The sequence below is a fragment of the Dactylosporangium sp. NPDC051087 genome (assembly GCF_055586325.1).
The window spans coordinates 59,963-80,987 of record NZ_JBVJIJ010000037.1; the positions used below are offsets into that span (position 1 = coordinate 59,963).

The 21,025-nt window shown below is 72.8% G+C and carries 19 protein-coding genes; 6 read left to right on the top strand and 13 right to left on the bottom strand.

Annotation, left to right across the window (positions count from 1 at the left end):
- Positions 1 to 5 precede the first annotated feature (5 nt).
- Positions 6 to 824, top strand: coding sequence for a polysaccharide deacetylase family protein (locus ACZ6TV_RS47225; protein WP_465306780.1), 819 nt, complete (start codon positions 6 to 8; stop codon positions 822 to 824).
- A gap of 81 nt (positions 825 to 905) precedes the next feature.
- Here the strand turns inward: ACZ6TV_RS47225 and ACZ6TV_RS47230 are convergent, their stop codons facing one another.
- From ACZ6TV_RS47230 to ACZ6TV_RS47275, 10 genes are all read right to left on the bottom strand, one after another.
- The gene (locus tag ACZ6TV_RS47230) at positions 906 to 2,141 is read right to left on the bottom strand and encodes a beta propeller repeat protein (protein WP_465306782.1); all 1,236 of its coding nucleotides are present in this window, start codon (positions 2,139 to 2,141) and stop codon (positions 906 to 908) included.
- A complete protein-coding gene (locus ACZ6TV_RS47235) occupies positions 2,129 to 2,653 on the bottom strand; it encodes a SigE family RNA polymerase sigma factor (RefSeq protein ID WP_465306784.1) in 525 nt (174 codons plus the stop codon). The genes ACZ6TV_RS47230 and ACZ6TV_RS47235 overlap by 13 nt, the downstream gene beginning before the upstream one ends.
- Before the next feature lie 330 nt (positions 2,654 to 2,983).
- Entirely contained in the window at positions 2,984 to 3,700 is a 717-nt protein-coding gene (locus ACZ6TV_RS47240; RefSeq protein ID WP_465306786.1) for a hypothetical protein, read from the bottom strand.
- A gap of 67 nt (positions 3,701 to 3,767) precedes the next feature.
- Positions 3,768 to 4,004: a hypothetical protein gene (locus ACZ6TV_RS47245; RefSeq protein WP_465306788.1), complete on the bottom strand. Its 237-nt coding sequence runs from the start codon at positions 4,002 to 4,004 to the stop codon at positions 3,768 to 3,770.
- Positions 4,005 to 4,075: 71 nt separating this feature from the next.
- A complete protein-coding gene (locus tag ACZ6TV_RS47250; protein ID WP_465306790.1) occupies positions 4,076 to 4,501 on the bottom strand; it encodes an Hsp70 family protein in 426 nt (141 codons plus the stop codon).
- A gap of 153 nt (positions 4,502 to 4,654) precedes the next feature.
- Positions 4,655 to 7,513, bottom strand: coding sequence for a PQQ-dependent sugar dehydrogenase (locus ACZ6TV_RS47255; RefSeq protein WP_465306792.1), 2,859 nt, complete (start codon positions 7,511 to 7,513; stop codon positions 4,655 to 4,657).
- 86 nt (positions 7,514 to 7,599) lie between these two features.
- Positions 7,600 to 8,769 carry a ThuA domain-containing protein gene (locus ACZ6TV_RS47260; RefSeq protein WP_465306794.1) on the bottom strand — a complete coding sequence of 390 codons (1,170 nt, stop codon included), beginning with the start codon at positions 8,767 to 8,769 and terminating at the stop codon, positions 7,600 to 7,602.
- 412 nt (positions 8,770 to 9,181) lie between these two features.
- On the bottom strand, positions 9,182 to 10,678 hold the full coding sequence (locus tag ACZ6TV_RS47265; protein WP_465306796.1) for a hypothetical protein: 1,497 nt from the start codon (positions 10,676 to 10,678) through the stop codon (positions 9,182 to 9,184).
- Between the two features lie 325 nt (positions 10,679 to 11,003).
- Complete coding sequence (locus ACZ6TV_RS47270; RefSeq protein WP_465306798.1) at positions 11,004 to 12,506, bottom strand: glycosyltransferase family 2 protein; 1,503 nt, start codon at positions 12,504 to 12,506, stop codon at positions 11,004 to 11,006.
- 150 nt (positions 12,507 to 12,656) lie between these two features.
- Positions 12,657 to 13,634: a cellulase family glycosylhydrolase gene (locus ACZ6TV_RS47275; protein WP_465306800.1), complete on the bottom strand. Its 978-nt coding sequence runs from the start codon at positions 13,632 to 13,634 to the stop codon at positions 12,657 to 12,659.
- A gap of 357 nt (positions 13,635 to 13,991) precedes the next feature.
- Between ACZ6TV_RS47275 and ACZ6TV_RS47280 the strand changes: the two genes are divergently transcribed.
- From ACZ6TV_RS47280 to ACZ6TV_RS47295, 4 genes are all read left to right on the top strand, one after another.
- A complete protein-coding gene (locus ACZ6TV_RS47280; RefSeq protein ID WP_465306802.1) occupies positions 13,992 to 15,329 on the top strand; it encodes a condensation domain-containing protein in 1,338 nt (445 codons plus the stop codon).
- A 52-nt stretch (positions 15,330 to 15,381) separates the two neighbouring features.
- Positions 15,382 to 16,719, top strand: a complete 1,338-nt coding sequence (locus ACZ6TV_RS47285) for a type I glutamate--ammonia ligase (protein ID WP_465306804.1) — start codon at positions 15,382 to 15,384, stop codon at positions 16,717 to 16,719.
- A 167-nt stretch (positions 16,720 to 16,886) separates the two neighbouring features.
- Complete coding sequence (locus ACZ6TV_RS47290; protein ID WP_465306805.1) at positions 16,887 to 18,326, top strand: ArnT family glycosyltransferase; 1,440 nt, start codon at positions 16,887 to 16,889, stop codon at positions 18,324 to 18,326.
- 80 nt (positions 18,327 to 18,406) lie between these two features.
- Complete coding sequence (locus ACZ6TV_RS47295; protein ID WP_465306807.1) at positions 18,407 to 18,760, top strand: mannosyltransferase YkcB-related protein; 354 nt, start codon at positions 18,407 to 18,409, stop codon at positions 18,758 to 18,760.
- Positions 18,761 to 18,832: 72 nt separating this feature from the next.
- Here ACZ6TV_RS47295 and ACZ6TV_RS47300 read toward each other — a convergent pair whose 3' ends face one another.
- The gene (locus ACZ6TV_RS47300; protein ID WP_465306809.1) at positions 18,833 to 19,390 is read right to left on the bottom strand and encodes a DUF2269 domain-containing protein; all 558 of its coding nucleotides are present in this window, start codon (positions 19,388 to 19,390) and stop codon (positions 18,833 to 18,835) included.
- A complete protein-coding gene (locus ACZ6TV_RS47305; RefSeq protein WP_465306811.1) occupies positions 19,378 to 19,566 on the bottom strand; it encodes a hypothetical protein in 189 nt (62 codons plus the stop codon). The genes ACZ6TV_RS47300 and ACZ6TV_RS47305 overlap by 13 nt, the downstream gene beginning before the upstream one ends.
- Positions 19,567 to 19,645: 79 nt before the next feature.
- Here ACZ6TV_RS47305 and ACZ6TV_RS47310 point away from each other — a divergent pair, with 79 nt between their 5' ends.
- Entirely contained in the window at positions 19,646 to 20,281 is a 636-nt protein-coding gene (locus ACZ6TV_RS47310; protein ID WP_465306813.1) for a TetR/AcrR family transcriptional regulator, read from the top strand.
- Positions 20,282 to 20,291: 10 nt separating this feature from the next.
- Here the strand turns inward: ACZ6TV_RS47310 and ACZ6TV_RS47315 are convergent, their stop codons facing one another.
- Entirely contained in the window at positions 20,292 to 20,918 is a 627-nt protein-coding gene (locus ACZ6TV_RS47315; RefSeq protein WP_465306815.1) for a DUF305 domain-containing protein, read from the bottom strand.
- Positions 20,919 to 21,025: the final 107 nt, after the last annotated feature.

Consider the following 21,025-nt stretch of genomic DNA (forward strand, 5'->3'; position numbering starts at 1 on the left):
CAGGTGTGCGTTCTGCGATCTTCGGCCTGCCGGCCGCCGTGGTGGTGCTGTTGCTCGTCGCCTTGACCGGCGACGGCACCACCGTGGCACGGCCCGCGCGGCCGGCGCCGGCCGTGGCCGCCGTCCCCGTCGCCGCCGCTCCCCCGCCCAGCCCCACCCCGTCGGCGTCCCCGTCACCCAGCCCGACCTTCCACGACGGCGACGGACGCTTCGGCGCCTTCATCACGACGGGGAGCCCGGCGGTCGCCCTGACCTTCGACGACGGGCCGGACCCGATCAACACCCCCAAGCTCCTCGCGATGCTGCGGGAGCGGCACATCCACGCCACGTTCTGCATGGTCGGGTTCCGGGTCCGCGACCGGCCCGACCTCGTCCGGGCCATCCACGCCGACGGGCACACCCTGTGCAACCACTCGTGGCAGCACCTGCTGAACCTCGCCCAGCGCGACGACGCCTACATCGACTGGGACCTCAGACACACCAACGACATGATCCACGCGGCGGTCGGCGCGGACGTGCCGGTCCGGTACTTCCGCGCACCCGGCGGCAACTTCACGCCCGCCCTCGTGGCGAAGGCGCGCTCGCTGGGCATGGACTCGATCTCCTGGGACGTGGACCCGCGCGACTGGGAGCACACCCACGACAACGGCACGTCGGCGCACATCTCCCGGGTGGTGAGCCACGTGAAGGGCCACACCCGCCCGGGCTCGATCGTGCTGTCTCACGACAACGGCCAGCCGAACACCATCACCGCCTACCAGTACCTGCTGCCCTGGCTCCAGGAACGCTTCACCCTGGCGGGCCTGCCCGCCACCGGCCTGTGACGATCGCGTCGAGGAGGGGACCCGCTGCGCGACGTGGCCGCGCCTTCCCGGCCCGCCGGCGCGGCGCGCAGCAGCGGCCGGCTACCGCATGAGCGGGAACCTGGTCCAGTGCCGGCCGTCCGACGACCGGTACAGCGCGTACGCCATCGAGTCGAGCGCGAAGTACCCGTCGCCGCCGCGGGTCCGGCGTACCGGCATCGCCGTCGGTGAGAGACCGTCCAGGTCCGCCGGGGCGAAGCGGCCGTTGCGCAGCTCGAGGTAGGTGAGTTCCTGGCCGACCGGCAGCGTGCGGAACGTGCCGACGAAGAGGGTGCCGTCCGCGGCGACGAACGACCTGTGGAAGCTTTCGGTGCGGGTGTACGCGACGACGTCGCCGGTGCGGGTCCAGCTCCCATCGAGGTGCTTCGAGTAGACGTACAGCTGCCCCCGTTCGGGGTCCTCGTATATCCGGCGGTCCTCGACCATCGCGTAGAGCGTCGTGCCGTCCGCCGACGACTGGACCGAGATGCTTTCGTTGCAGTCCTTGGTGCACGGCAGATCCGTGAACGCGTGGGTCTTCCAGGTCCGACCCCGGTCGTCGGAGAACGCGACCGCCGGCCGTCCGGTTTTCTGCGCCAGACCGGCGACCACGATGCGGTCGCCGCCGGACTGGATATGGCCGAAGGGATCGAGAAAGTTGTACGCCGACGGCATGATCAGGTCCGGTTGGTGCGCGAGCGGCGAGATCCGGCGGGTCTGCGGATCGACCGCGGACAGCTTGCACGAAGCCGGCGCGACGGGCGCGCGGCACAGCACCGCGGCCCCGGCGGGCACGGCCGGTACCGTCGCCGACTCGTCCGCCAGGTCGGCGAAGGTGCGGCCGCCGTCGGTGCTCAGCCGCATCGGCGGTGAGTCGGTGCCGTTCGAGACGGCCCTGGTGAGCACCACACCCACGCTCAATGCCGTCATGTCCTGCACCGCGAGGCTGCTGCGCTCGGTCCAGGTCCGGCCGCCGTCGTCGGTCCCGAAGATCGTGTCCGCCGCATGCACGTACGCGTGCTGCGAATCGGCCACCTCCGCCCAGCCCACCGTGACGGTCCGCGTGGACACGGACGGGGACGGCGAGTTGCCGGCGGGCGGCGGGGCGGTGTGCCGCCCGGGCAGCCACACGATCGCGGCCCCCACCGCGAGGATCGGAACGGTCGCAAGCGCGGTCGCCACCACCGTCCGCCGTCGGTGGCGCCGCCGCCCGGCGTCGAACAGCGCATCGGACGTGGCGCGCGGCGCCGGTGCCGGCGAGCCCGCAAGGTCGTCCAGCAGATGCCTCAGTTCTGACACGACTCCTCCTTCAGCCCCGCGCTGAGCCGCTCCCGCAAGGCTCTGAGTGCCTTGGCGGTCTGGCTCTTCACGGTCCCCTCCGAGCACCCGAGCGCCGCGGCGGTTTCGGCGACGTCAAGCCCCTGGTAGTACCGGCAGACGATGGTCGTCCGCTGCCGCGGCGGCAGCTGCTGCAGCGCCGCGGCGAACACCATCCGGCTCGCACTCGACTCGGCGCCGTCGCCGTCGACGTGCCCGTCCGGCACGTCGGCGTACGAGCGCTCCCGCCGCCGCCACGACCTGCGCGTATCGGCGAGAAAGGTCCGGACCAGGCAGGTGCGCACGTACGCGTCGAGCAACTGCTCGTCGCGGACCCGATGCCAGCCGGCCGCGACCTTGATGAACGTCGACTGCGTCAGGTCGTCGGCCCAGTGCCAGTCGCCGCACAGCAGATACGCCGTGCGGCGGACCACGATGTGCCGCGCCGCGAAGTACTCCCCGAACCGCCGCCGGGCGTCGTCATCCAGTCGCATCCCGCCTCCTCGGCGGTTAAGTGCCTGGATCGACCCGGCGCGTTGCCCGCCGCCACAAAGTTTTTCACCGGAGGTCCGGCGGGATCATAGGCTCAGCCGCGAAGCTCCGCCCCGGTGCCGCCCGGCACCATGACGGCGGCAGAAGCGGGCGGATCTCATTGTGCACGCGGTTGCGTATCACCGAACGAGTCGGCCAATCGTCGAAGGCGCCGGACTTCCTCGATCAGCTCGCGGTCGGACGGCACGCTGAGCACGGTGAGTCCGCCAGGCCCAGGCGATCGCCGCGTCAGGCGAAGCGTCACTGCAAGCCAAGCGCGGAGATCGCCGAGTTCACGAGCCGGATCCGTCACACCTCGATCGTGCCACTGAGCCCGAACATCCCGGCACGGGCAGCTCGGCGGCTTGCTGCCAGCGGCGGACCTCGGCTTTGTGAGAGCCGGTGCTGGTGGCGGAGGTGACGGTGGCCGGGTCCGCGTTGCCGGTCAGCAGGGTAAGGGGCCAGGCCGGGGTGCCGTCCGCGCTGTCGTAGGCGGTCCAGTTCCATGGTCCGCCGAAGCGCCATGCGCGGCCGGCGGCGTCGGCCACGTCGTCGCCGGGTTCCAGGAAGGCGTACGGCCGGAAGATCAGTTCGAGCGTGAGCGGGATGCCGTCGCCGGGTTCGATGCTGGTGCCCTGGAATTCCGCCGCGGGGTCGGGAGGTTCGCCCGCGCGCAGGACGAGCAGGCTGAGGCTCGGTCGCGGCAGCCAGCCGGTCTCTTGCGGCGGGTCGTACTCGGAGATCTCGATGACGTGGATGATCCGCGGTGGGATGCCGACCCGGCAGGCGTCGCCCGGTGCGAGGCGGTGGGCAGGTGGTTCGGTGACGAACAGTTCGGCCGGGTCGTCGCGGGCGAGGGCGACGACGCCGTTCCAGTGGATGCCGTCGGCGTCCGGGTCGATCTGCCACCAGGGCCAGCGGACGCTGATGTGGCTGTCGCTGACACCGGCGACGACGGCCGGCGTGAACGGGCAGGAGATGCGCAGGACGTCCCCGCAGCGGTGGGCCATACGCGGCACACTATCGACCGCTCAGCTGGTCGTCGTCCACACCGTCCAATGTGTACTACTGGATCTACTACCGGTTCACGGGCACGACGGCGTGGAAGAAGGCGGCGTACCCGATCAGCGGCTGCTGCTCGTTCACGATGAGCCTGCTGACGCCGGGCAGATCGTACGACTTCATGCTGCGCGCGGAGAACCTCGCCGGCATGTCGGGCAACTCCAACACGGCCAAGGTGACCCTGACCATCATCACCCCGGGCACCCCGTCGAACGTGCGGGCGTACCGCGTGGTCGCCGACCGCTTCGGCAAGTACGGCGGCTACAGCGGCGACGTCATGGCCTTCGGCGCCGTCAACGACTACCCGTGGTACGGCAACTTCTTCATCGACCCGTACCTGTTCGTGAACCGGCAGTGCACGTCGTTCGTGGCCTCACGGGTCGGTTCACGGTGTACGTCTGGTCGATGTTGTCCGTCACCGCCAGCAGGCCGGCGCCCAGCCGTCGCCGGGCGGTCGCGTGTGCTGTACCGCCGGCGTGCGCGACGACCAGCGCGTCGAGGTCGAGGCCGCCGAGGTCGTCGACGCCGCGGTACGCGAGGGTCTCGAACCCCTCGCCGGTGCGGCGGACCACGCTGGCGTCGAAGGTGCCGGCGCCGAGGTCGTACACGACGACGACCTGACCTTCGGTGACCTTGGCGCCCTCGGCGACGGCGAAGTTGGTGGCGGCGGCCACGGACTCGGGGACGAGCCAGCGCAGCAGCGCGACCGTGTTGGACGTCCCGTAGTCGATCGCCAGTTGGGCAGCCACGTCCCGCAGCCCAGGAACTGGGCCACGGTCCGGTCCTCGGCCGATCAGCCACGGAATCCGGCGCGGACGACCGAGTCCGGCGCGCGGAGGGGCCACGCCCCATCGTCCGCCACGGGCCGCGGCCGCGGCGGACGACAGGGTGCGCCTGGCCGGTCAGGCCGGGACGAGCGTGAACTTCTCCCACGGTCCGATCGCCGGGCGGTCGGCGATGAGCGGCTGCGCGCCGGCGTTCTCGGCGACCACGTACCGGCCGTTGACGGCCGCCCGCAGGCTCACCGTGCCGTCGGTGTTGTGGACGAGCTCGAACGTCTCCCACGCCCCGACGGCGGTCCGGTTCGCGACCAGCGGGGCCGCGCCCGCGTTCTCGGCGCAGACGTACAGGCCGTTGACCCTGGCCCGCAGCGCGACGTTGCCGCCGCCGAGGTCGATCACGTCGAACTGTTCCCACAGGCCGACGGCGTCCCGGTTGGCGACGAGCGGGGCCGCGCCGGCGTTCTCGGCCGTGACGTAGCGGTTGTTGGCCGTCGCCCGCAGCGCGACCGTGGCGGCCGGCCGCGGTCCGGTGGTGAAGGTGAAGGCGTCCACGTCGAACAGGCTGGCGCCGGTGCCACGGAACACCAGGAACAGCGTGGCCGGGCCGGCCGGTCCGGCGGTGAGGGCGGTGCTGACGTCGGTGAACGCCTCCCAGCTTCCGGTGTTCGGCACGGCGGCCGTGCCGAGCAGCTGGCCGGTCGGCGATCCGGCCCGGACCTCGATCGTGCCGCCGGGGCCGGCCGAGGACACCCGGGCGGTGAAGCGGTCGACGTCGCGCAGCTGGTACGGGTGGTAGGCGATCCAGTCGCCGGGGTCGATGAAGCCGGCGGTCCGGCCGCCCTCGGCCGCGGCGTGGTCTGCGAGCTGCACGCCCGACTGGGTGCCGAAGTGCTCGCCCTGCCGGTGCCTGGGCTGCAGCGTGTGGATGCTGTGCGTGGTGAGCCCGCCGTTGTCGGTGTAGGCGGCGTCGAACACGCCGAAGATGTTGGCCGCGGCGTCGTGCTCGCCGTCGACGGGCACGGCGATGCTGCCGGAGCAGCCGGTCCTGGAGGTGATCTGGTGCGCGTGGCTGTCGTGCCCGAGGGCGTAGGTGACGCTGACCCGTGAGCAGTCGACCGTGCCGTCCTCCCGGTCGGTGACCGTCACCTGGAACGGCACGGTGTCGCCGAAGCCGAACAGCTGACCGTCGTCCGGCGCGGTGAGCACGACCGCCGGCGCGGTGTTGCCGACGGTGATGATGACGCTCGCGGAGCCGGTCGCGCCCTGCAGGTCGGTGACGGTCAGCGTGGCGGTGTAGGTGCCGTTCGTGGAGTAGGTCTTGCTCGGGTTCGCGGTCGCTGCGCTGGTACCGTCGCCGAACGCCCACGAGTAGGTGAGCGCGCCACCCTCCGGGTCGCTGCTGCCGGCCGAGGACAGGGCGACCGTCAGCGGGCCGGGGCCTGACGTGCGGTCGGCGGACGCGACCGCGATCGGGCTGCGGTTGGTGCCGGCGCCGATGTATTCGATGCGGTAGAGGGCGGAGAACTGGTCGGGGTTGCCGAAGCCGGTGCCGTAGTCGAGGACGTACAGGGCGCCGTCCGGGCCGAACGCCATGTCCATCACCTGCGTGCCGGTCCACGGGAACGGGGAGATCTCGCCCGGGGTGCCGTCGCCGTTGACAGCGACCGCGCGGATCCAGCGCCGGCCGAACTCCCCGGCGAAGTACCGGCCGTCGAGCGCGGCGGGGAACTTCACCGGCGACGGGTTCGCGGCGTCGTACCGGTACACCGGACCACCCATCGGCGACTCGCCGCCACCGCCGAACTCCGGTGGCGTGCCCGCGTCGCCGCCGTAACGGATCCAGGACGGGCGGGCCGGTGGCAGCGTGCCCTGGCCGGTGTTGCGGAAGGAGTTGTTCGCCGGGCCGCCGGCGCAGTCGTACTTCGGGCCGGTGCTGTTGGTCGCGAAGTTCCACTCGTTGTACGTCTCGGCCGTGGTGTTCGTGCCGGTGCAGTACGGCCAGCCGTAGTTGCCGGGCGACGTGATCCGGTCGAACTCGACCTGCCCGTTGGGGCCGCGGCCGCTGTCGGTGACGCCGGCGTCGGGGCCGTAGTCGCCGAGGTACACGACGCCGGTGGCCTTGTCGACGCTCATCCGGAACGGGTTGCGGAAGCCCATCGCGTAGATCTCCGGGCGGGTGCCGGGGGTGCCGGGCGCGAACAGGTTGCCCGGCGGGATCGCGTACGAGGCGTCGCCGTTCACCTTGATCCGCAGGACCTTGCCGCGCAGGTCGTTGGTGTTGCCGGAGGTGCGCTGCGCGTCGTAGGCGGGGTTGCGCTCGGTCCGCTCGTCCAGCGGCGCGTAGCCGGCGGACTCGAACGGGTTGGTGTCGTCGCCGGTGGACAGGTACAGGTTGCCGGCGGCGTCGAGGTCGATGTCGCCGCCGACGTGGCAGCACATGCCCCGGTTGCCGGGGACGGTGAGCACGACCCGTTCGCTGCCGGGGTCGAGGGTGTCGTCGGCGTTGAGGGTGAAGCGGGACAGGTTCAGGTGTCCCTGCCAGACGGCGAAGTCGGCCGCCGTGCCCGTGGCGGGCGCGTCGCCGCCGGGGGTGGACAGCGGCGGGGAGTAGTACACGTAGACGAAGCGGTTGGCGGCGAAGCCGGGGTCGACCGCGATGCCCTGCAGGCCTTCCTCGTCGTGGGTGTAGACGGAGATCCGCCCGGCGACGCGGGTGGTGCCGGCGGCGTCGGTGACCCGGACCGTGCCGTCGCGGGCGGTGTGCAGCACCGAGCGGTTGGGCAGCACCGCGAGCGACATCGGCTCGCCGACCTCGGCGGGTCCGGCGGCGAGGGTGACCTGCTGGTAGTCGGCGGCGGGGATCGGCGCGGCGTGCGCACCGGACCCGGCGGCGAGCGGGACCGCGGTGCCGGCGAGCACGGTGATCGTGGCGGTGATCGTGGTGAGCGGCCTGGGCCGGCCGCGGCGGGACAAGGACATGGCGGTGTGCCCTTCGAGGGGTGTGCGGGCATGGGTGCGGGACCGGACGGTCGGCGGCCGTCCGGTCCTCGCTGGGGTCGCTGCGGTCAGACGTTGACGAGGGTGAACTTCTCCCACGGCCCGATCGCGGTGCGGTTGGCGATGAGCGGTGCGGCGCCGCCGTTCTCGGCCACGACGTAGCGCCCGTTCGCCTGGGCGCGCAGGCTGACCGTGCCGTCGGCGTTGGTGACGAGGGCGAAGGTCTCCCAGGCGCCGACCGCGGTGCGGTTGGCGATCAGCGCGGCCGCGCCGGCGTTGTCCGCGCAGACGTAGCGGCCGTTGATCCGGGCCCGCAGCGCCACGTTGCCGCCGCCGAGGTCGACCAGGTCGAACTGCTCCCACGCGCCGACCGCCGTCCGGTTGGCGACGAGCGGTGCGGCGCCGGCGTTCTCCGCGGCCACGATCTGGTTGTTTGCCTGCGCCCGCAGCGCGACCTGCCGGGACGTCGGCGCCGTGCGCGGGCTGCAGTCCGCCTGGACGGCGCCGGCCGCGATCTGCAGGCCGCCGAGCAGCATGCGGGTGAAGGCGGGGTCGGTGTAGCTGGCCTCGGTGTGGCCGAGGCCGGTGTACCAGGCGCGGCCGCCGGCGTAGTTCTTGCACCAGGTGATCGGGTGGTCGCCCATCGAGCCGCCGCTGTAGGAGCCCTCGTCGAGGTTGATCAGCACCCGGGCGGACGAGCGGGGGTTGGTGCGGTAGTTGTACCACTCGTCGCTGCGGGTCCAGGTCGCCGGCAGGTGCGCCGTCGACGGGTTCGCCTGGTCCTCGACGCGCAGGTTGGCGTTCTGGATCGCCGGGTGCGAGGAGAAGTAGGCGCCGACCAGCCCGCCGTACCAGGCCCAGTCGTACTCCGTGTCGGCGGCGGCGTGGATGCCGACGTAGCCGCCGCCGGCGCCGATGTAGGCCTCGAACGCGGCCTGCTGGGCGGCGTCGAGGACGTCGCCGGTGGTGGACAGCCAGACCACCGCCTGGAAGCGGGCGAGGTTGGCGGTGGTGAACTGACCGGCGTCCTCGGTGGCGGTCACCGTGAAGCCGTTGGCGGCGCCGAGCTGCTGGATGGCGGCGATGCCGTTGGGGATCGAGGAATGGCGGAAGCCGGCGGTCTTGCTGAAGACCAGCACGTTGGTGAGGGTTGCGGCGCTGGCGGGCGGGCCGGGCACGATCAGGGTGGCGGTGATCAGCGCGGCGAGTCCGGCGGCGGCCAGCAGACGTCGAAGCATGGCTCGCTCCTTCGAGCAGGGGGAACGTGACGAGGAGCCGGCCGCCGATGCCCGCTCCACCCACTGGCGTTGCGACCAGTAGGTTAGATCTCGTTACTATCCTGCCCTACCCGCGCGCCGGGCGCTATCCACGGCCGCGACGAACTTCGATCGCGGGCCGGCGCCCGGCTCCCGCGTCAGGCGTTGACCGGCGCCGCGGCCACCTCGCGGGTCCGCAGGCCGCGGACGTGCTGCAGCAGGGCGATGAGCACGTCCTTGCCCGACTGCCGCTGCCGGGCGTCGCACAGGACGATGGGGACCTCGGTCTCCAGGGTTCAGCGCCTGTTCGATCTCGTGGATTCGCAGCGGCGGCGTGCCGCGCCGCTCGCAGTACGTGTCTCTCTGCAATTGCCGTGGTCAGGCCCGGTGTTTGTCAGCCGATGACGAGCCGGGCCAGCATCACCGTGTCGGCGCCGTCGGGCGTCGTGCTCAGCCCGAACGCCTTGAGCGGGATCCCGAACGCCTCGCCGCCGACGTGGAAGAGCGCGGCCGTCGCCTGCGGGTCGGCGCCGGTCATCGCGGCGCGGAACAGCGGGTCGTCGGCGAGCGAGCCCGTCGTGCTGCCGGCGAACGGCCCGGTCCGCATGACGACGTGGGCGTCGCGGGTGGTGACGGTGACGTGGGACCACTCGGCGATACGGGCGGTGGCGGACCGGGTCTGTGCCGCCGCGTCGGCGTCGGCCAGCTCGAAGTCGACGAGGATGCCCGGCGGGTCCATGAAACCGTTGGAGAGACTCGGCTGCGGACCGGCGGTGGCGTAGGCGACGGACTTCGCGCCCGCGGCGGCCCGGGTGACGGCGTCGAGGTTGCGCTGGGCGTCGTGGGCCTCGATGGCGGGACCGTCGCTCACGCTCGTCAGGCCGCGCACCTGGCCCGTGTAGATGGTGCCGTAGCCGGGGACGGTCGAGGCCGTGCCGAGCGATGTCGCACCGCTCGGCAGCGGCGGCAGTCCGGTCTGGTCGAGCAGCGCGCCCATCATGGAGGAGGCGGCGGGGAACAGCGTGTTCGTCGGGTTGGCGCCGAGGTAGCCGACATTGCCGGGCACGACGCCCGCGGCGGTCACGCCGGCGGGCAGCTGACCGAGGCGGCCGGCCGCGGCGGGCGGCCCCGCGGCGAAGTAGGGCAGGTCGTGCGCGCCGATGAGCCGGCCGCGCACCTCCATGCCGCCGTCCTCCGCGCGGGCGCCGACGAGGAGCCGGCCGCTGGCGGCGGGCAGCGGATGCTGCGGGTCAGCGAAGAGGCGGGGCAGGCCGAAGTCGTCGGCCTCGAGCCCGTAGGAACGCACGTCGCGCCCGAAGTCGAACCACCCGAGCACCGGCAGGTCCGCGGGCATGCCGGCGCGGGCGGCGGCGAACACCGGGTCCGCCGCGAGCGACGGGGCCTTCGCGGCCGCGTCGGCGACGGCCTGGGAGCCCTGCCCGGCGAACGCGATCAGCGCGTAGTCGTCACGGATGACGATGCCCGCCGCGTCGGCGCCTTTCGCCCGTACGGTGGCGAGGGCCTTGTCCTTGTCCTTGAGCAGCGTGACGAGCAGCGTCGCGGGACCGGAAGGAGCGGCCCAGCGCGCGATCCCGAACCGGTCGCCGAGCCAGGGGGCGGCCTCGTCGAGGGTGATCGGCGCGCCGGCCCCGGCGAGCAGGGAACGCTGGACGCCGGTGAGGGAGTTGCGGCTGCCGGGCGCCGCGCGCAGCAGGCCGTCGAACGCCAGCCGCTGCCGCACGCCCGGCTGCAGGTCGAAACGGGCGAACGACGCAACATCGGCGGGCACCACCTGCTCCGGCAGCATCCCGGACGGCTTCTCCCATCGTCGCGTCAGCGCGAAGGCGCCGCCCCCGGCGAACGCGGCGAGGACCACGACAGCGGCGACCACGGCCGCGGTACGGCGCCGGCGCCGCCGCGGATCGCCGGCAGGCGACGGACTCGGCGACTGCCCCTCGGCGAGGGCGACCGGAACGCCCCCGGGGGCAGGGTCGGTGACGACCTCAGGGCCGGGGCCACGGTCACTCTCGGTGGATGCTGCGGTCCCGCTGTGCTCGGACAAGATGAAACCCCCGCTGGATGTGGACGCGCGCATCGTAGCGGGGCCCCCGATCCAGGCAGTCCCGGCTTTCGGCGGCCCCGTCCGGAGCCGGCCGCGGCGCAGGTCGCCCGGGCCCTGCGCGAGTGATCCCGCGGCCCGTCCCGTGATCCCGCGGTCAGGACGGCTTGCGGATCACCATGAACCTGTTCTCGGTGCGCTGGGCGAACTTCACGAACCCGCGCAGCCCGGCAATGCTCTCCATCATCCCGAAGACCGGGATCAGCAGGATGACGACCGGAGGCTCCCACCACGCGCGCCGCCCGTCACCGGAGACCGTGGCGTTGAGCCGCAGGCCCTCCCAGTACATCCAGATCGTGTAGGCCATGTTCAGCGCCCAGAGCGGAATGACGAAGAGCGCCACCGGGGACGTGTTGCGTTCGGCGACCAGGAGGCTCAGGAACATGACCACCGCGACGTTCGTGACCGGGCCGACGACCCACGACACCACCGAGTATCCGAGCAGCAGCCGGTTGCGCAGCTGCAGCGACCGGTTGAACACCAGCGCCGTCAGCCCCCACGACCAGCGTTCGCGCTGGCGGACGAAGTCGCGCAGGCCGGCGGGCGACGCGCCGTAGCACCGCCCGCCGAACCAGGCGCTGCGCCCCTTGTAGCGGGCGCAGAAGATCAGCGCGAACTGGGCGTCCTCGACGATGCTGCGGGGGCCGAAGTCCCAGCCGATCGTCGCCTCGACCGAGGCCCGCACCAGCAGGAGCTCACCGTGCACGCCCGCGCGTGGGGTGCCGCTGCCGGTCCAGGCCGAGAAGCGCCCGACGTCCTCGGCGGGCCGGACCGAGTCCGCGAGCCAGGTGAGCGTGTTCACCGCGTACTCGCGCGGGTACGTCAGGACGCCCTGCGCCAGGTGCTTGGCGGCGCGGCCGGCCCGGGACTGCTCCTCGATGAACCGGGCCATGGTCCGGGCGGTGTCGGGGCCGACACCGGTGTCGTCGTCCATGTGCAGCACCCACACGTCGTCGCGGTTCTCGTGCTCGTGGATCCGCAGCTCGTGCGAGTAGTTGGTGACCCGTGCCTTGAACCGGGTCCCGTTGGCGGTGCGGTACCGCCCCGGCACGACGACGAGCCGGATCAGCGGGCTCCGCGCGGCCAGCCCGGCGATCCTGTCGGCCGCCTCGCAGCCCTCGTCGATGACGACGTCGATCCTGAGCCGCGGGAAGCACTCGGGCAGATAGGCGAGGTAGGACAGGACCGAGCGTTTGAGCGCGGGGTAGGTGTCGTGCCGCCCGATGGTCGGAACGACCACGATCAGGAAGCCGTCGGTGCTCGCCGGCCCGCGGCCGGACCAGCGGGCCTCCGACTCGCGCAGCGCCCTGCGGGTGCGCCGGATGCCGACGATGCCGGTGATCGTGGTGATGATGGGCCACGTCCACAGCACCGTCAGCGGCCAGCTGAGCACGCCGGTGGCGAACGGGTTGACGAACCAGAAGTCGCTCGCCACGACGATCAGGTAGGACAGGATCAGCGGCCAGTACCCCGGCCGCCACCGGGCCAGGCCACGGTGCGGTCCTCGCGCCTGCCCCGGACCGGATGAGGTCTCCGGAACCCGGAACTGACCCGCGAGCCAGGCGTCCCGGTCCGGGGGCGCGGCTTTCGATGCGCTCACGTTCGCCTCCCCCTGCGTGCGCGTTGTCGCTGGGCGAGGGGCTACTACCCGGGGACGGCGCGGGGTGGGCCCGGGGGGCGGTGCGGAAGTCGGCCCTACTTTCGGAGTAGTACCGGCGTAGCGGGCCACTGCCCCTACCCGGCCGCCGCTCTACCCGGCCGCCGCCCGGTCGGCGAAGACGGTGGCCTCCTTCGCGGTCGCCCGGATGCCGTCGGCGCTGTCGAAGAGGTGCCGGCCCCACTCGGTCAGCCGGCCGGGGTCGAAGCCGGTGGCCACGTCGAGGTACTCGACGCCGCCGCTGTTGCCGCTCCACGACCAGCCCAGGTATCCGATCCCCCGGGACTGCGCCTCGCTCATGATGGTGTCCTCGTCCACGTCGCCGTCGGTGTGCTTCCACCCGAACTCACCGACCACCAGCGGCAGCCCGGCGTTCTGGAAGGCGTCGTAGTAGTCGGTGACCTTCGCGGCGGTGCCGTACACGCCGTACATGTGGACCGAGAACACGATGTTGTGCAGCGGGTCGCCGTCGAGCACCGACCGGGCGCCGCCGCGCATGACGCCCGACCAGTCCTGTCCCCAGTTCGGCCCGTCGACCATGACCAGGTGCCGCAGGCCGGCGTCGCGCAGCTTCCTGACCGCCGTGCTCGTCGTGCCGGCCCAGCCCGCGGTGTCGTTGTTGCCGTACGGTTCGTTGCCGAGGTTGACGACGACGAAGTTCTCCTGGCCGGTCAGGACGTCCCGCAGCCCGGTCCAGTAGGCGGCGGCCGCGTCCAGGGCGACGGCGTCGTCCTTCTCGCCGTGCCCGGTGGTGTCGTGGTACTCCAGGACGCAGATGAGCCGCTGCTGCCTGCACCGCGCGATGACGTCGGACACCTCGGCGGCGCCGACGTCGCCGGTCAGCACGACCCGCAGGGTGTTGGCACCCAGCTTCTTGATGTCGGCGAACGACTGGTTCTGGTCCTTGTGCCAGGCGTACGGATGACTGACGCCGCGCATGACGAAGGTGTTGCCGTTGGCCTCGACGATGTTCCTGCCGCTGACGTGGAGGCCGGGAGACGTCCGCGACGCCTGCGACGACCTGGACTGGTGCTCGGCGGCAAACATGAACGCGATGAGTGCGGCGCACACCGCTCCCACGATAATGGCTGCTTTTCTCAACGAACTCCCTAGGCTTTCGGTCGCCGGCCGGAAAAGGTACGGGCGACTCCACGCCACGCGGCGGGCGCACACGTGGCGGGGTTTGCATCGGGCTTGGAAAGCGGTCGGCCACCTCGTCAGCGGGTGGCCGCCCAGGGCCCAGGTGGCGCCCCGGGCCCGGCAACGTGCCGCCGAGTGTACAAACCGGCGGATCACCCGCAAAACCATCCCGGCGCCGTCGCCGCACGTCACCGGCTGTCCGGAAGCACGCAGGCCTATCTGTAAAGAAACTGTACGATACTGCCGGCTTATCGATGGACGCCGCGATGGCACGGAAGGATCGGTGGCATGGCAGAGCAGATCGTTGTCGCCTTCGAGGGCGAGGGTTCCGGTGCCGACGACCTGTCGTGGGGCCAGCTGGACCTGTGGATGGCGATGCGGCGGCAGAACTCCTGGCTGCCCATGGGCGGCGCGACGCCGTTGCCCGACGGCACCGGCCTCGCCGACGTCGTGGAGAACCTCCGCTACCTGATGAGCCGCTACCAGTCGATGCGGACCCGGCTGCGCTTCGACGCCGGCGACCGGCCGACCCAGGTGGTCGCCGGCTCGGGGGAGATCGCGCTGGACGTCGTCGAAGCGGGCGAGGACGACGACCCGGCCGAGCTCGCCGACGCGCTGCGGCGGCGGTACGAGGAGACCGACTACGACTTCGTGACGCAGTGGCCGCTGCGGATGGGGGTGGTGGTCCGGTCCGGGCAGCCGACGCACCTGGTCGCCATCATGTGCCACCTGGTCACCGACGGCGGGGGCGCCGCGGTGATGCTCGCCGAGTCCGCCGCGCGGGTCACCACCCCGGTCACCGGGATGCAGCCGCTGGAGCAGGCCCGCTGGCAGCGGTCACCGGCCGGGGTCCGGCAGAACGAGGCGGCGCTGCGCTACTGGGAGCGGCTGCTGCGGAGCATCCCGGCCCGCCGCTTCGCCGGGTCCGACGACCCGCGGCAGCCCCGCCACTGGCGCGGCGAGTTCAGGTCCCGCGCGCTGCACCTGGCGACGCGGGCGATCGCCGCCCGGGCCGGCATGGACGCCTCGCCGGTGCTGATGGCCGTCTACGGGGTGGCGCTGCACCGGATGACCGGGATCAATCCGGTGGTGTTCCGGCCCACGGTGAACAACCGGTTCCGCCCCGCCCTCGCCGACGTGGTGTGCACGGTCGCCGAGAGCGGTCTCTGCGCGCTGGACGTCGCGGACGTACCGTTCTCCGAGGCCCTCGCGCGGACCCAGCGGGCGGCGATGACGGCCTACAAGCACGCCTACTTCCATCCCGTGGACCTGCAGGACCTGATCGCGAGCGTCGCCGCGGATCGGGACCCCGACTTCGACCTCGGCTGCTTCTACAACGACCGGCGGATCACCACCCGGGCGGGCGCCACCGGACCGGCCCCGGCGCCGGACGAGATCCGCGAGGCGCTCGCCGGCGGCCACACCACGTTCCGCTGGACGATCCAGCAGGACGACCCCTTCGAGCGGCTGTTCGTCCACATCGACGACGTACCGGACACGATCCAGATCACCGTGTTCATGGACACCCACTTCGTCTCACCCGGCGACGCGGAGGCGTTCCTGCGCGGGATGGAACAGGTCGCCGTCGAGGCCGCGCTCGACCTGGTGCCGCAACGGGTTCAGTGAGCACCTGCCGGGGTAGCTGCTGTGCGCCTGCTGCCCCGGGAAGGACGCGTCGATGGATGACACCGCACGGGCCGGACGGATCGCCGCCGAACTGGCGTCCCGCGACGTCCACGCGGTCGCCCTCACCTGGGTCGACAACGCCGGCGTCACCCGGGTGAAGACGGTGCCGGTCCGCCGGCTCACCCACGCGGCCAGCTGGGGCGTCGGCATGTCGCCGATCTTCGACGTGTTCCTCGTCGACGACTCGGCCACCACCAGCGAGCACGTCGGCGGGCCGGCCGGAGACCTGCGGCTGTTCCCCGACCTGGACCGCGCCACCGTCCTGGCCGCGCAGCCGCACTGGGCCTGGGCGCCGGCCGACCGGCGGACCCAGGAAGGCGAACCGTGGCCGTGCTGCCAGCGGACCCTCGCGCGCACCGCCGCCGCCCGCGCCGCCGAGACCGGCCTCGAGCTGCGGATGGCGTTCGAGGTGGAGTGGTACCTCGCCACCGCCGACGGCGAACCGGCCGCGACCGGACCCGCCTACGGGATGACCCGCGTCGTCGAGGCGGCGGCCTACCTCGACGAGCTGTACCAGGCCCTCGACGCGCAGGACGTGCCCGTCGAGCAGATCCACCCGGAGTACTCGCCGGGCCAGTTCGAGGTGTCCGTCGCCGCCGCCGACCCGGTGCTCGCCGCCGACCGGACGGTGCTGGTCCGCCAGACCGTCCGGGCCGTGTCCCAGCGGCACGGCCTGCGGGTGTCGTTCGCCCCCGTCGTCAGCGCCGGCCAGGTCGGCAACGGCCAGCACCTGCACGTCTCGGCGCGCCGCGACGGGCAGGCGCTGTTCAGCGGGGGTGCCGGGCCGCACGGGCTGCGCCCGGCCGGCGAGGCCGCGATGGCCGGGCTCCTGCGGCGGCTGCCGGCGCTCGCCGCGCTCGGCTCCCCCGGCGCCGCCAGCCGGCTCCGGCTGGAGCCGCAGCACTGGGCCGCGCCGTTCCGCTGCTGGGGGCACGAGAACCGGGAGGCCGCCCTGCGGCTGGTCACCGGCAGCCCCGGCGAACGCGACCGGGCCGCCAACGTCGAGGTCAAGTGCTGCGACGGCGCCGCCAACCCGTACCTCGTCGTCGCCGCCGTGACCGAGATCGTCGCCGCCTCGTGCGGGTACGACCTGCCGCTGGCCGCCGAAGTGCCGGGCGACCCGGCGCTCCTGCCCGAGGACCGCCGCCCCGAACGGCTGCCGCAGACGGCCGGCGCCGCCGTCGCCGCGCTGCGCGCCGACGACCTGCTGGCCGGCCTGCTCGGACCGGCGCTGCTGGACGCCTACTGCGCGGTCCAGCTCGCCGAGGCCGACCGGTTCGCCGGCGCGACCCCGCAGGAGATCGTCGAGGCCACCCGCTGGCGCTACTGACCGCCGGGCGCCGTCACCGGGGTACCGCCGCACGGTCCCGCACGGTCCCGCACGTCCGGCTCGTCAGCGAGGCTCCGCAAGCGTCCCAAACGGGCGCCGACGCGGATGGCGCAACTCCTCGCATATTCAGCTTCATCAATTACATGCCGCTCCCCTACGATCCGCGCATGTCTGATCTCCTGGCGTCACCCATCGATGAACGCGATCAGTCAAACGCCGACTTACCCGGCACGTCCGCCCGGCGGCCGGCATGGATCCGGCCGGCACTGGCGGCGATCGTCCTGTGCTCCGCCGTCGTCTACGCGTGGCGGATCGGCGGGATGCAGCTGCACCTGTACTACGGTCCGGGCGTACGCACCATGGCCGGCGACTGGCAGGCGTGGCTGTACGGCGCCTACGACCCGCAGCTGACCATGACCTTCGACAAGGCGCCCGGCACGTTCTGGCTGCAGGCGCTGTCCGCGAGCGTGTTCGGCTACGAACCGTGGGCCGTCCTGCTGCCTTCGCTGCTGGCGAGCCTGGCCTCGATCGTGCTGCTGTACCGGGTCGTGCGCGACTGGGCCGGCCCGGAGGCGGGTGTCGCGGCGGCCGCGTTCTTCGCCGTGACGCCGATGGTCGCCGCGCTCGCCCGTACCCAGATCCCCGACCCCGTCCTCGTGGCCCTGCTCCTGGCCGCGGCCCTGCTCTGGCAGCGGGCGGTGTCCACCGACCGGCTCACGCCGCTGCTGTGGACCGGGGTGCTGGTAGGTCTCGCGTTCCAGGTCAAGATGGCGCAGGCGTGGCTGATCTGGATCCCGTTCGGCCTCGGCTATCTGGTCGCCGCGACCGCCCCCTGGCGCCGCCGGGTGACCCGGCTCGCCCTCGCCGGCCTGCTGACCCTCGCCGTGTCGTTCGTGTGGGTCGGCGTCATGGCGGCGCTGCCCGCGGCGCACCGGCCCTGGATCGACGGGTCGGTCGACAACTCGATCTGGTCGATGGTCTTCGGCTACAACGGGTTCAACCGCTTCGCCGTCGACAACGCCGGCGCGGACGTCCTGGGCATCGGCGGCCCGCCGGGCAAGAGCGAAGGCCCGGCGTGGCAGTACCTGATCCGCAACGGCGTCGCGCCGCAGATCGGCTGGCTGTACCTGTTCGCCGCGGCCGGACTGGTGGTGGCCGTCGTGGGCCTGGTCCGGTCCCGGCGGAACGCGGCGACCCCGGTGATGTGGATCGCCTGGCTGGCGGTGCATCTGCTGGCCTTCGCCGGCAGCGTCAAGGCGCACTCCTTCTACAACGTCGCCCTCGCGCCGGCGCTGTCGGCGCTCGCCGCGGCCGGGCTGGTCGCCCTGTGGCGGGCCTACCGCACCACCACCTGGCACCGCTGGCTCCTGCCCGCCACCGTCGCCGCGAGCGGCTGGTGGGCATGGCACCTCGCCGGGAACTTCCCCACCTTCGCCACCTGGCTCCCGGCGACGGCCGCCGTCTCCGCCGCCGTCGCCACCGCCGCGCTCGCCGCGGCGACGCTGGCGCGCGGTTCGGTCGTACCGGCCGCCGCCGCCCTCGCCGCCGCGGTCGCCGCCGTGCTGCTCGCGCCGATCACCTGGACGCTGTCGGTCACCGACAACTGACCGTCTCCGACGCGCACCGCCCCGCCGCCGGACCGCCGTCACGGGAGACCGCCACGATCCTCAGCGGCCGGCTGCAGCGGATGCTGCCGGCCGCGGACGTGGACCGCATCGCCGGCCACATCCGCGCCAACCGCGACGGCGAGCGCTACGACCTCGCCGTGCAGTGGGCGCCACAGGCCGGTCAGTTCATCACCCGCGGCCTCGACCCGCTCCCGGTCGGCGGGTTCACCGCCCAGGTCCCGAACATCGGCGCCGGGCGCCTCGGCGAGCTGGTCGCCGCCGGCGAACTGCGCTACGCCCTCGTCGACGGCCCGCAGCTGAAGGGCAGGCCGACCCGGGACTACCCCGGCTACGCCGCCTGGGCGCCGACCGCCTGCCGCCCCGTCACCGGATTCACCACCCCGCTCTACACCCTGTACGACTGCGCGCGGTGACCCGCAAGGCCCCGGGCCACGGTCATCGCGCGAGGCCGCCGCACGGGAAGCCGACGATCGCGACGACGCCGATCAGCACAAGGGCGGCTTTGCCGTCGTGCCGGTCGACGCCGTCACGGTCGCCGCGGCGCGGCGCAGGCCGTGCCGGGTGATGCCGCGCGGCTTGTACACCGACAGGACCGTCGCGGCGACCAGCAGCAGAAGACCGGCTCCGGCGTGGACGAGCGGTGACGGGCTGCGCAGCTGCGCCAGGGTCAGCGACGGGTCCCCGGCACGGGCGGCGAGCAGCCCGAGGGTCTGCGTGTAGAGCAGCAGCACGACCGTGGCGACCAGGTTGATCACGAGCTTGAACAGCACCCAGTAGTGCCGCACGAGACCCCACGCCGTGCCGAGGGACTGCGCCAGCCCGGTCAGCAGCGACGCCACGCTGATCGGCACGAGCACCGTGCCGCCCAGCACGTCCATCGCCACGTACGCGGCGCGGACCACCTGCACGTCGCGCGAGGCCAGGGCGGCGACGGCCAGGGCGAGGGACGCCGCGACCGCGCCGAGCCACCCGACCGACGCGGTGACGTGCGCGGCGAGCATCGCCTTGCGCAGCGGCGGCGGCGCCGGTCTCACCGGAGCCACCCGGCAGCATCATCCGAGGCCGCGGCGGTCGCCCGCGCGCCGTGCCCGCCCAGGTGCCGTCCCGGGCCGTGGCCGGTGAGCAGCCCGATGACCGCCAGCAGCACCAGCAGGACCGCGAAGACGCCGGCGATCTTCACCCACCGCGGCGTCCCGGCCGCGCCGTCGTCGTCCGACATCTGTCCTCCAGTTTTTCGAGACATTCTGTCTATGTCCGCGTCATAGTGTCACGGTCGTGGCGCGACGTACAGTGGGAGGGTGCCGAAGCTGTGGAACGACACGATCACCGAGCACCGCAACGCCGTCCACGACGCGGTCCTGGACGCCGCGGCGGCGCTGGTCCACGAGCACGGGCTGACCGGGGTGACGATGTCGCAGCTCGCCGCCGCCGCCGGGATCGGCAGGGCCACGCTGTACAAGTACTTTCCCGACGTGCAGGCGGTGCTGCTCGCCTGGCACGAGCGGCAGGTCACCGGGCACGTCCGGCAGCTCGCCGCCGCCCGCGACGCAGCCGGGGACCCCCTGGAGAAGCTGGCCGCCGTGCTGCGCACGTACGCGCTGATCGGCTACCGGCACCACGGCACCGACCTCGCCGCCGGGCTGCATCGCGGCCCGCACCTGGCCGGCGCCGAGCAGCACCTGCTCGCGCTGATCCGTGACCTCATCGCCGACAGCGCCCGCGCCGGCGCCGCACGGGCCGACGTCGACGCCGCCGAGTTGGCGCGGTTCTGCCGGCACGCGCTCGGCGCGGCGGCCGGGCTGCCGTCCGAGGCGGCGGTCGACCGGCTCGTCACGGTGACGATCGCCGCGCTGCGCCCCGAACCGGCGCCCGCTGGCGCGGCCCCGGGCGAGGTGCGGCACCGTCGCGCACCCGGCGCCGCACCCACGCGATGACGCCGGGCGCCTACAGCTTGGCCAGCAACCCCTGCATCTCGGCGATCTCCGCGGTCTGGTCCGCGGCGGTCCTGGCGGCGAGCTGCCTGGCCGCCGCGTCCTGCCCCTGGGCCTGTTCGGTTTTGGCCATCTCGACCGCACCTTGATGGTGCTCGATCATCATCCGCAGGAACATCGCGTCGAAGGCCTTGCCGGTGGCCTTGGACAGCTCCTGCATCTGCTGGTCGGTCATCATGCCGGGCATCTCACCCATGCCGCCCATGCCGCCGTGGTCCATGCCGCCGGGGCTGGGGACCGGCTCACCCCAGGCGGTCAGCCAGCCGGACATGGTGGCGATCTCCGGCTCCTGCGCCTTGGCGATCCTGTCGGCGAGGGCCTTGACCTCGGGTGTGGTGGCCTTCGACCGGGCGGTCGCGGCCATGTCGAGGGCCTGACGGTGGTGCGGGATCATGTCGTTGGCGAACTTGACGTCGGTGGCGTTGAAGGTCGCACCCGACCTCGGCGCGGCGGCGGACGGGTGGCCGCCGCCGCCCATGCCGCCGTGGTCCATCCCGTTGCCGCCGCAGCCGCCGGCGAGCAGGGCGAGGCCGAGCATGCCGGTGGCCACGGCGGTCCGGCGGAGGTTGTTCGTACGCATGGTGAATCGAGCTCCTGAAGATTCGAGACGGTGACGCGGACGCGTCGGGACGTCGCCGCGGGCACCCCTCGCGGACCGCGGGCCGGGGTGGGCGGCATCATTCGACT

Excerpts from the sequence above, each read along its gene's own strand:
- ACZ6TV_RS47305 (WP_465306811.1), bottom strand. The coding sequence starts at position 19,566 with ATGTCGGACGACGACGGCGCGGCCGGGACGCCGCGGTGGGTGAAGATC.
- ACZ6TV_RS47260 (WP_465306794.1), bottom strand. The coding sequence starts at position 8,769 with ATGCTTCGACGTCTGCTGGCCGCCGCCGGACTCGCCGCGCTGATCACC.
- ACZ6TV_RS47280 (WP_465306802.1), top strand. The coding sequence starts at position 13,992 with ATGGCAGAGCAGATCGTTGTCGCCTTCGAGGGCGAGGGTTCCGGTGCC.
- ACZ6TV_RS47315 (WP_465306815.1), bottom strand. The coding sequence starts at position 20,918 with ATGCGTACGAACAACCTCCGCCGGACCGCCGTGGCCACCGGCATGCTC.
- ACZ6TV_RS47285 (WP_465306804.1), top strand. The coding sequence starts at position 15,382 with ATGGATGACACCGCACGGGCCGGACGGATCGCCGCCGAACTGGCGTCC.
- ACZ6TV_RS47255 (WP_465306792.1), bottom strand. The coding sequence starts at position 7,513 with ATGTCCTTGTCCCGCCGCGGCCGGCCCAGGCCGCTCACCACGATCACC.
- ACZ6TV_RS47290 (WP_465306805.1), top strand. The coding sequence starts at position 16,887 with ATGTCTGATCTCCTGGCGTCACCCATCGATGAACGCGATCAGTCAAAC.
- ACZ6TV_RS47295 (WP_465306807.1), top strand. The coding sequence starts at position 18,407 with ATGCTGCCGGCCGCGGACGTGGACCGCATCGCCGGCCACATCCGCGCC.
- ACZ6TV_RS47240 (WP_465306786.1), bottom strand. The coding sequence starts at position 3,700 with ATGGCCCACCGCTGCGGGGACGTCCTGCGCATCTCCTGCCCGTTCACG.
- ACZ6TV_RS47235 (WP_465306784.1), bottom strand. The coding sequence starts at position 2,653 with ATGCGACTGGATGACGACGCCCGGCGGCGGTTCGGGGAGTACTTCGCG.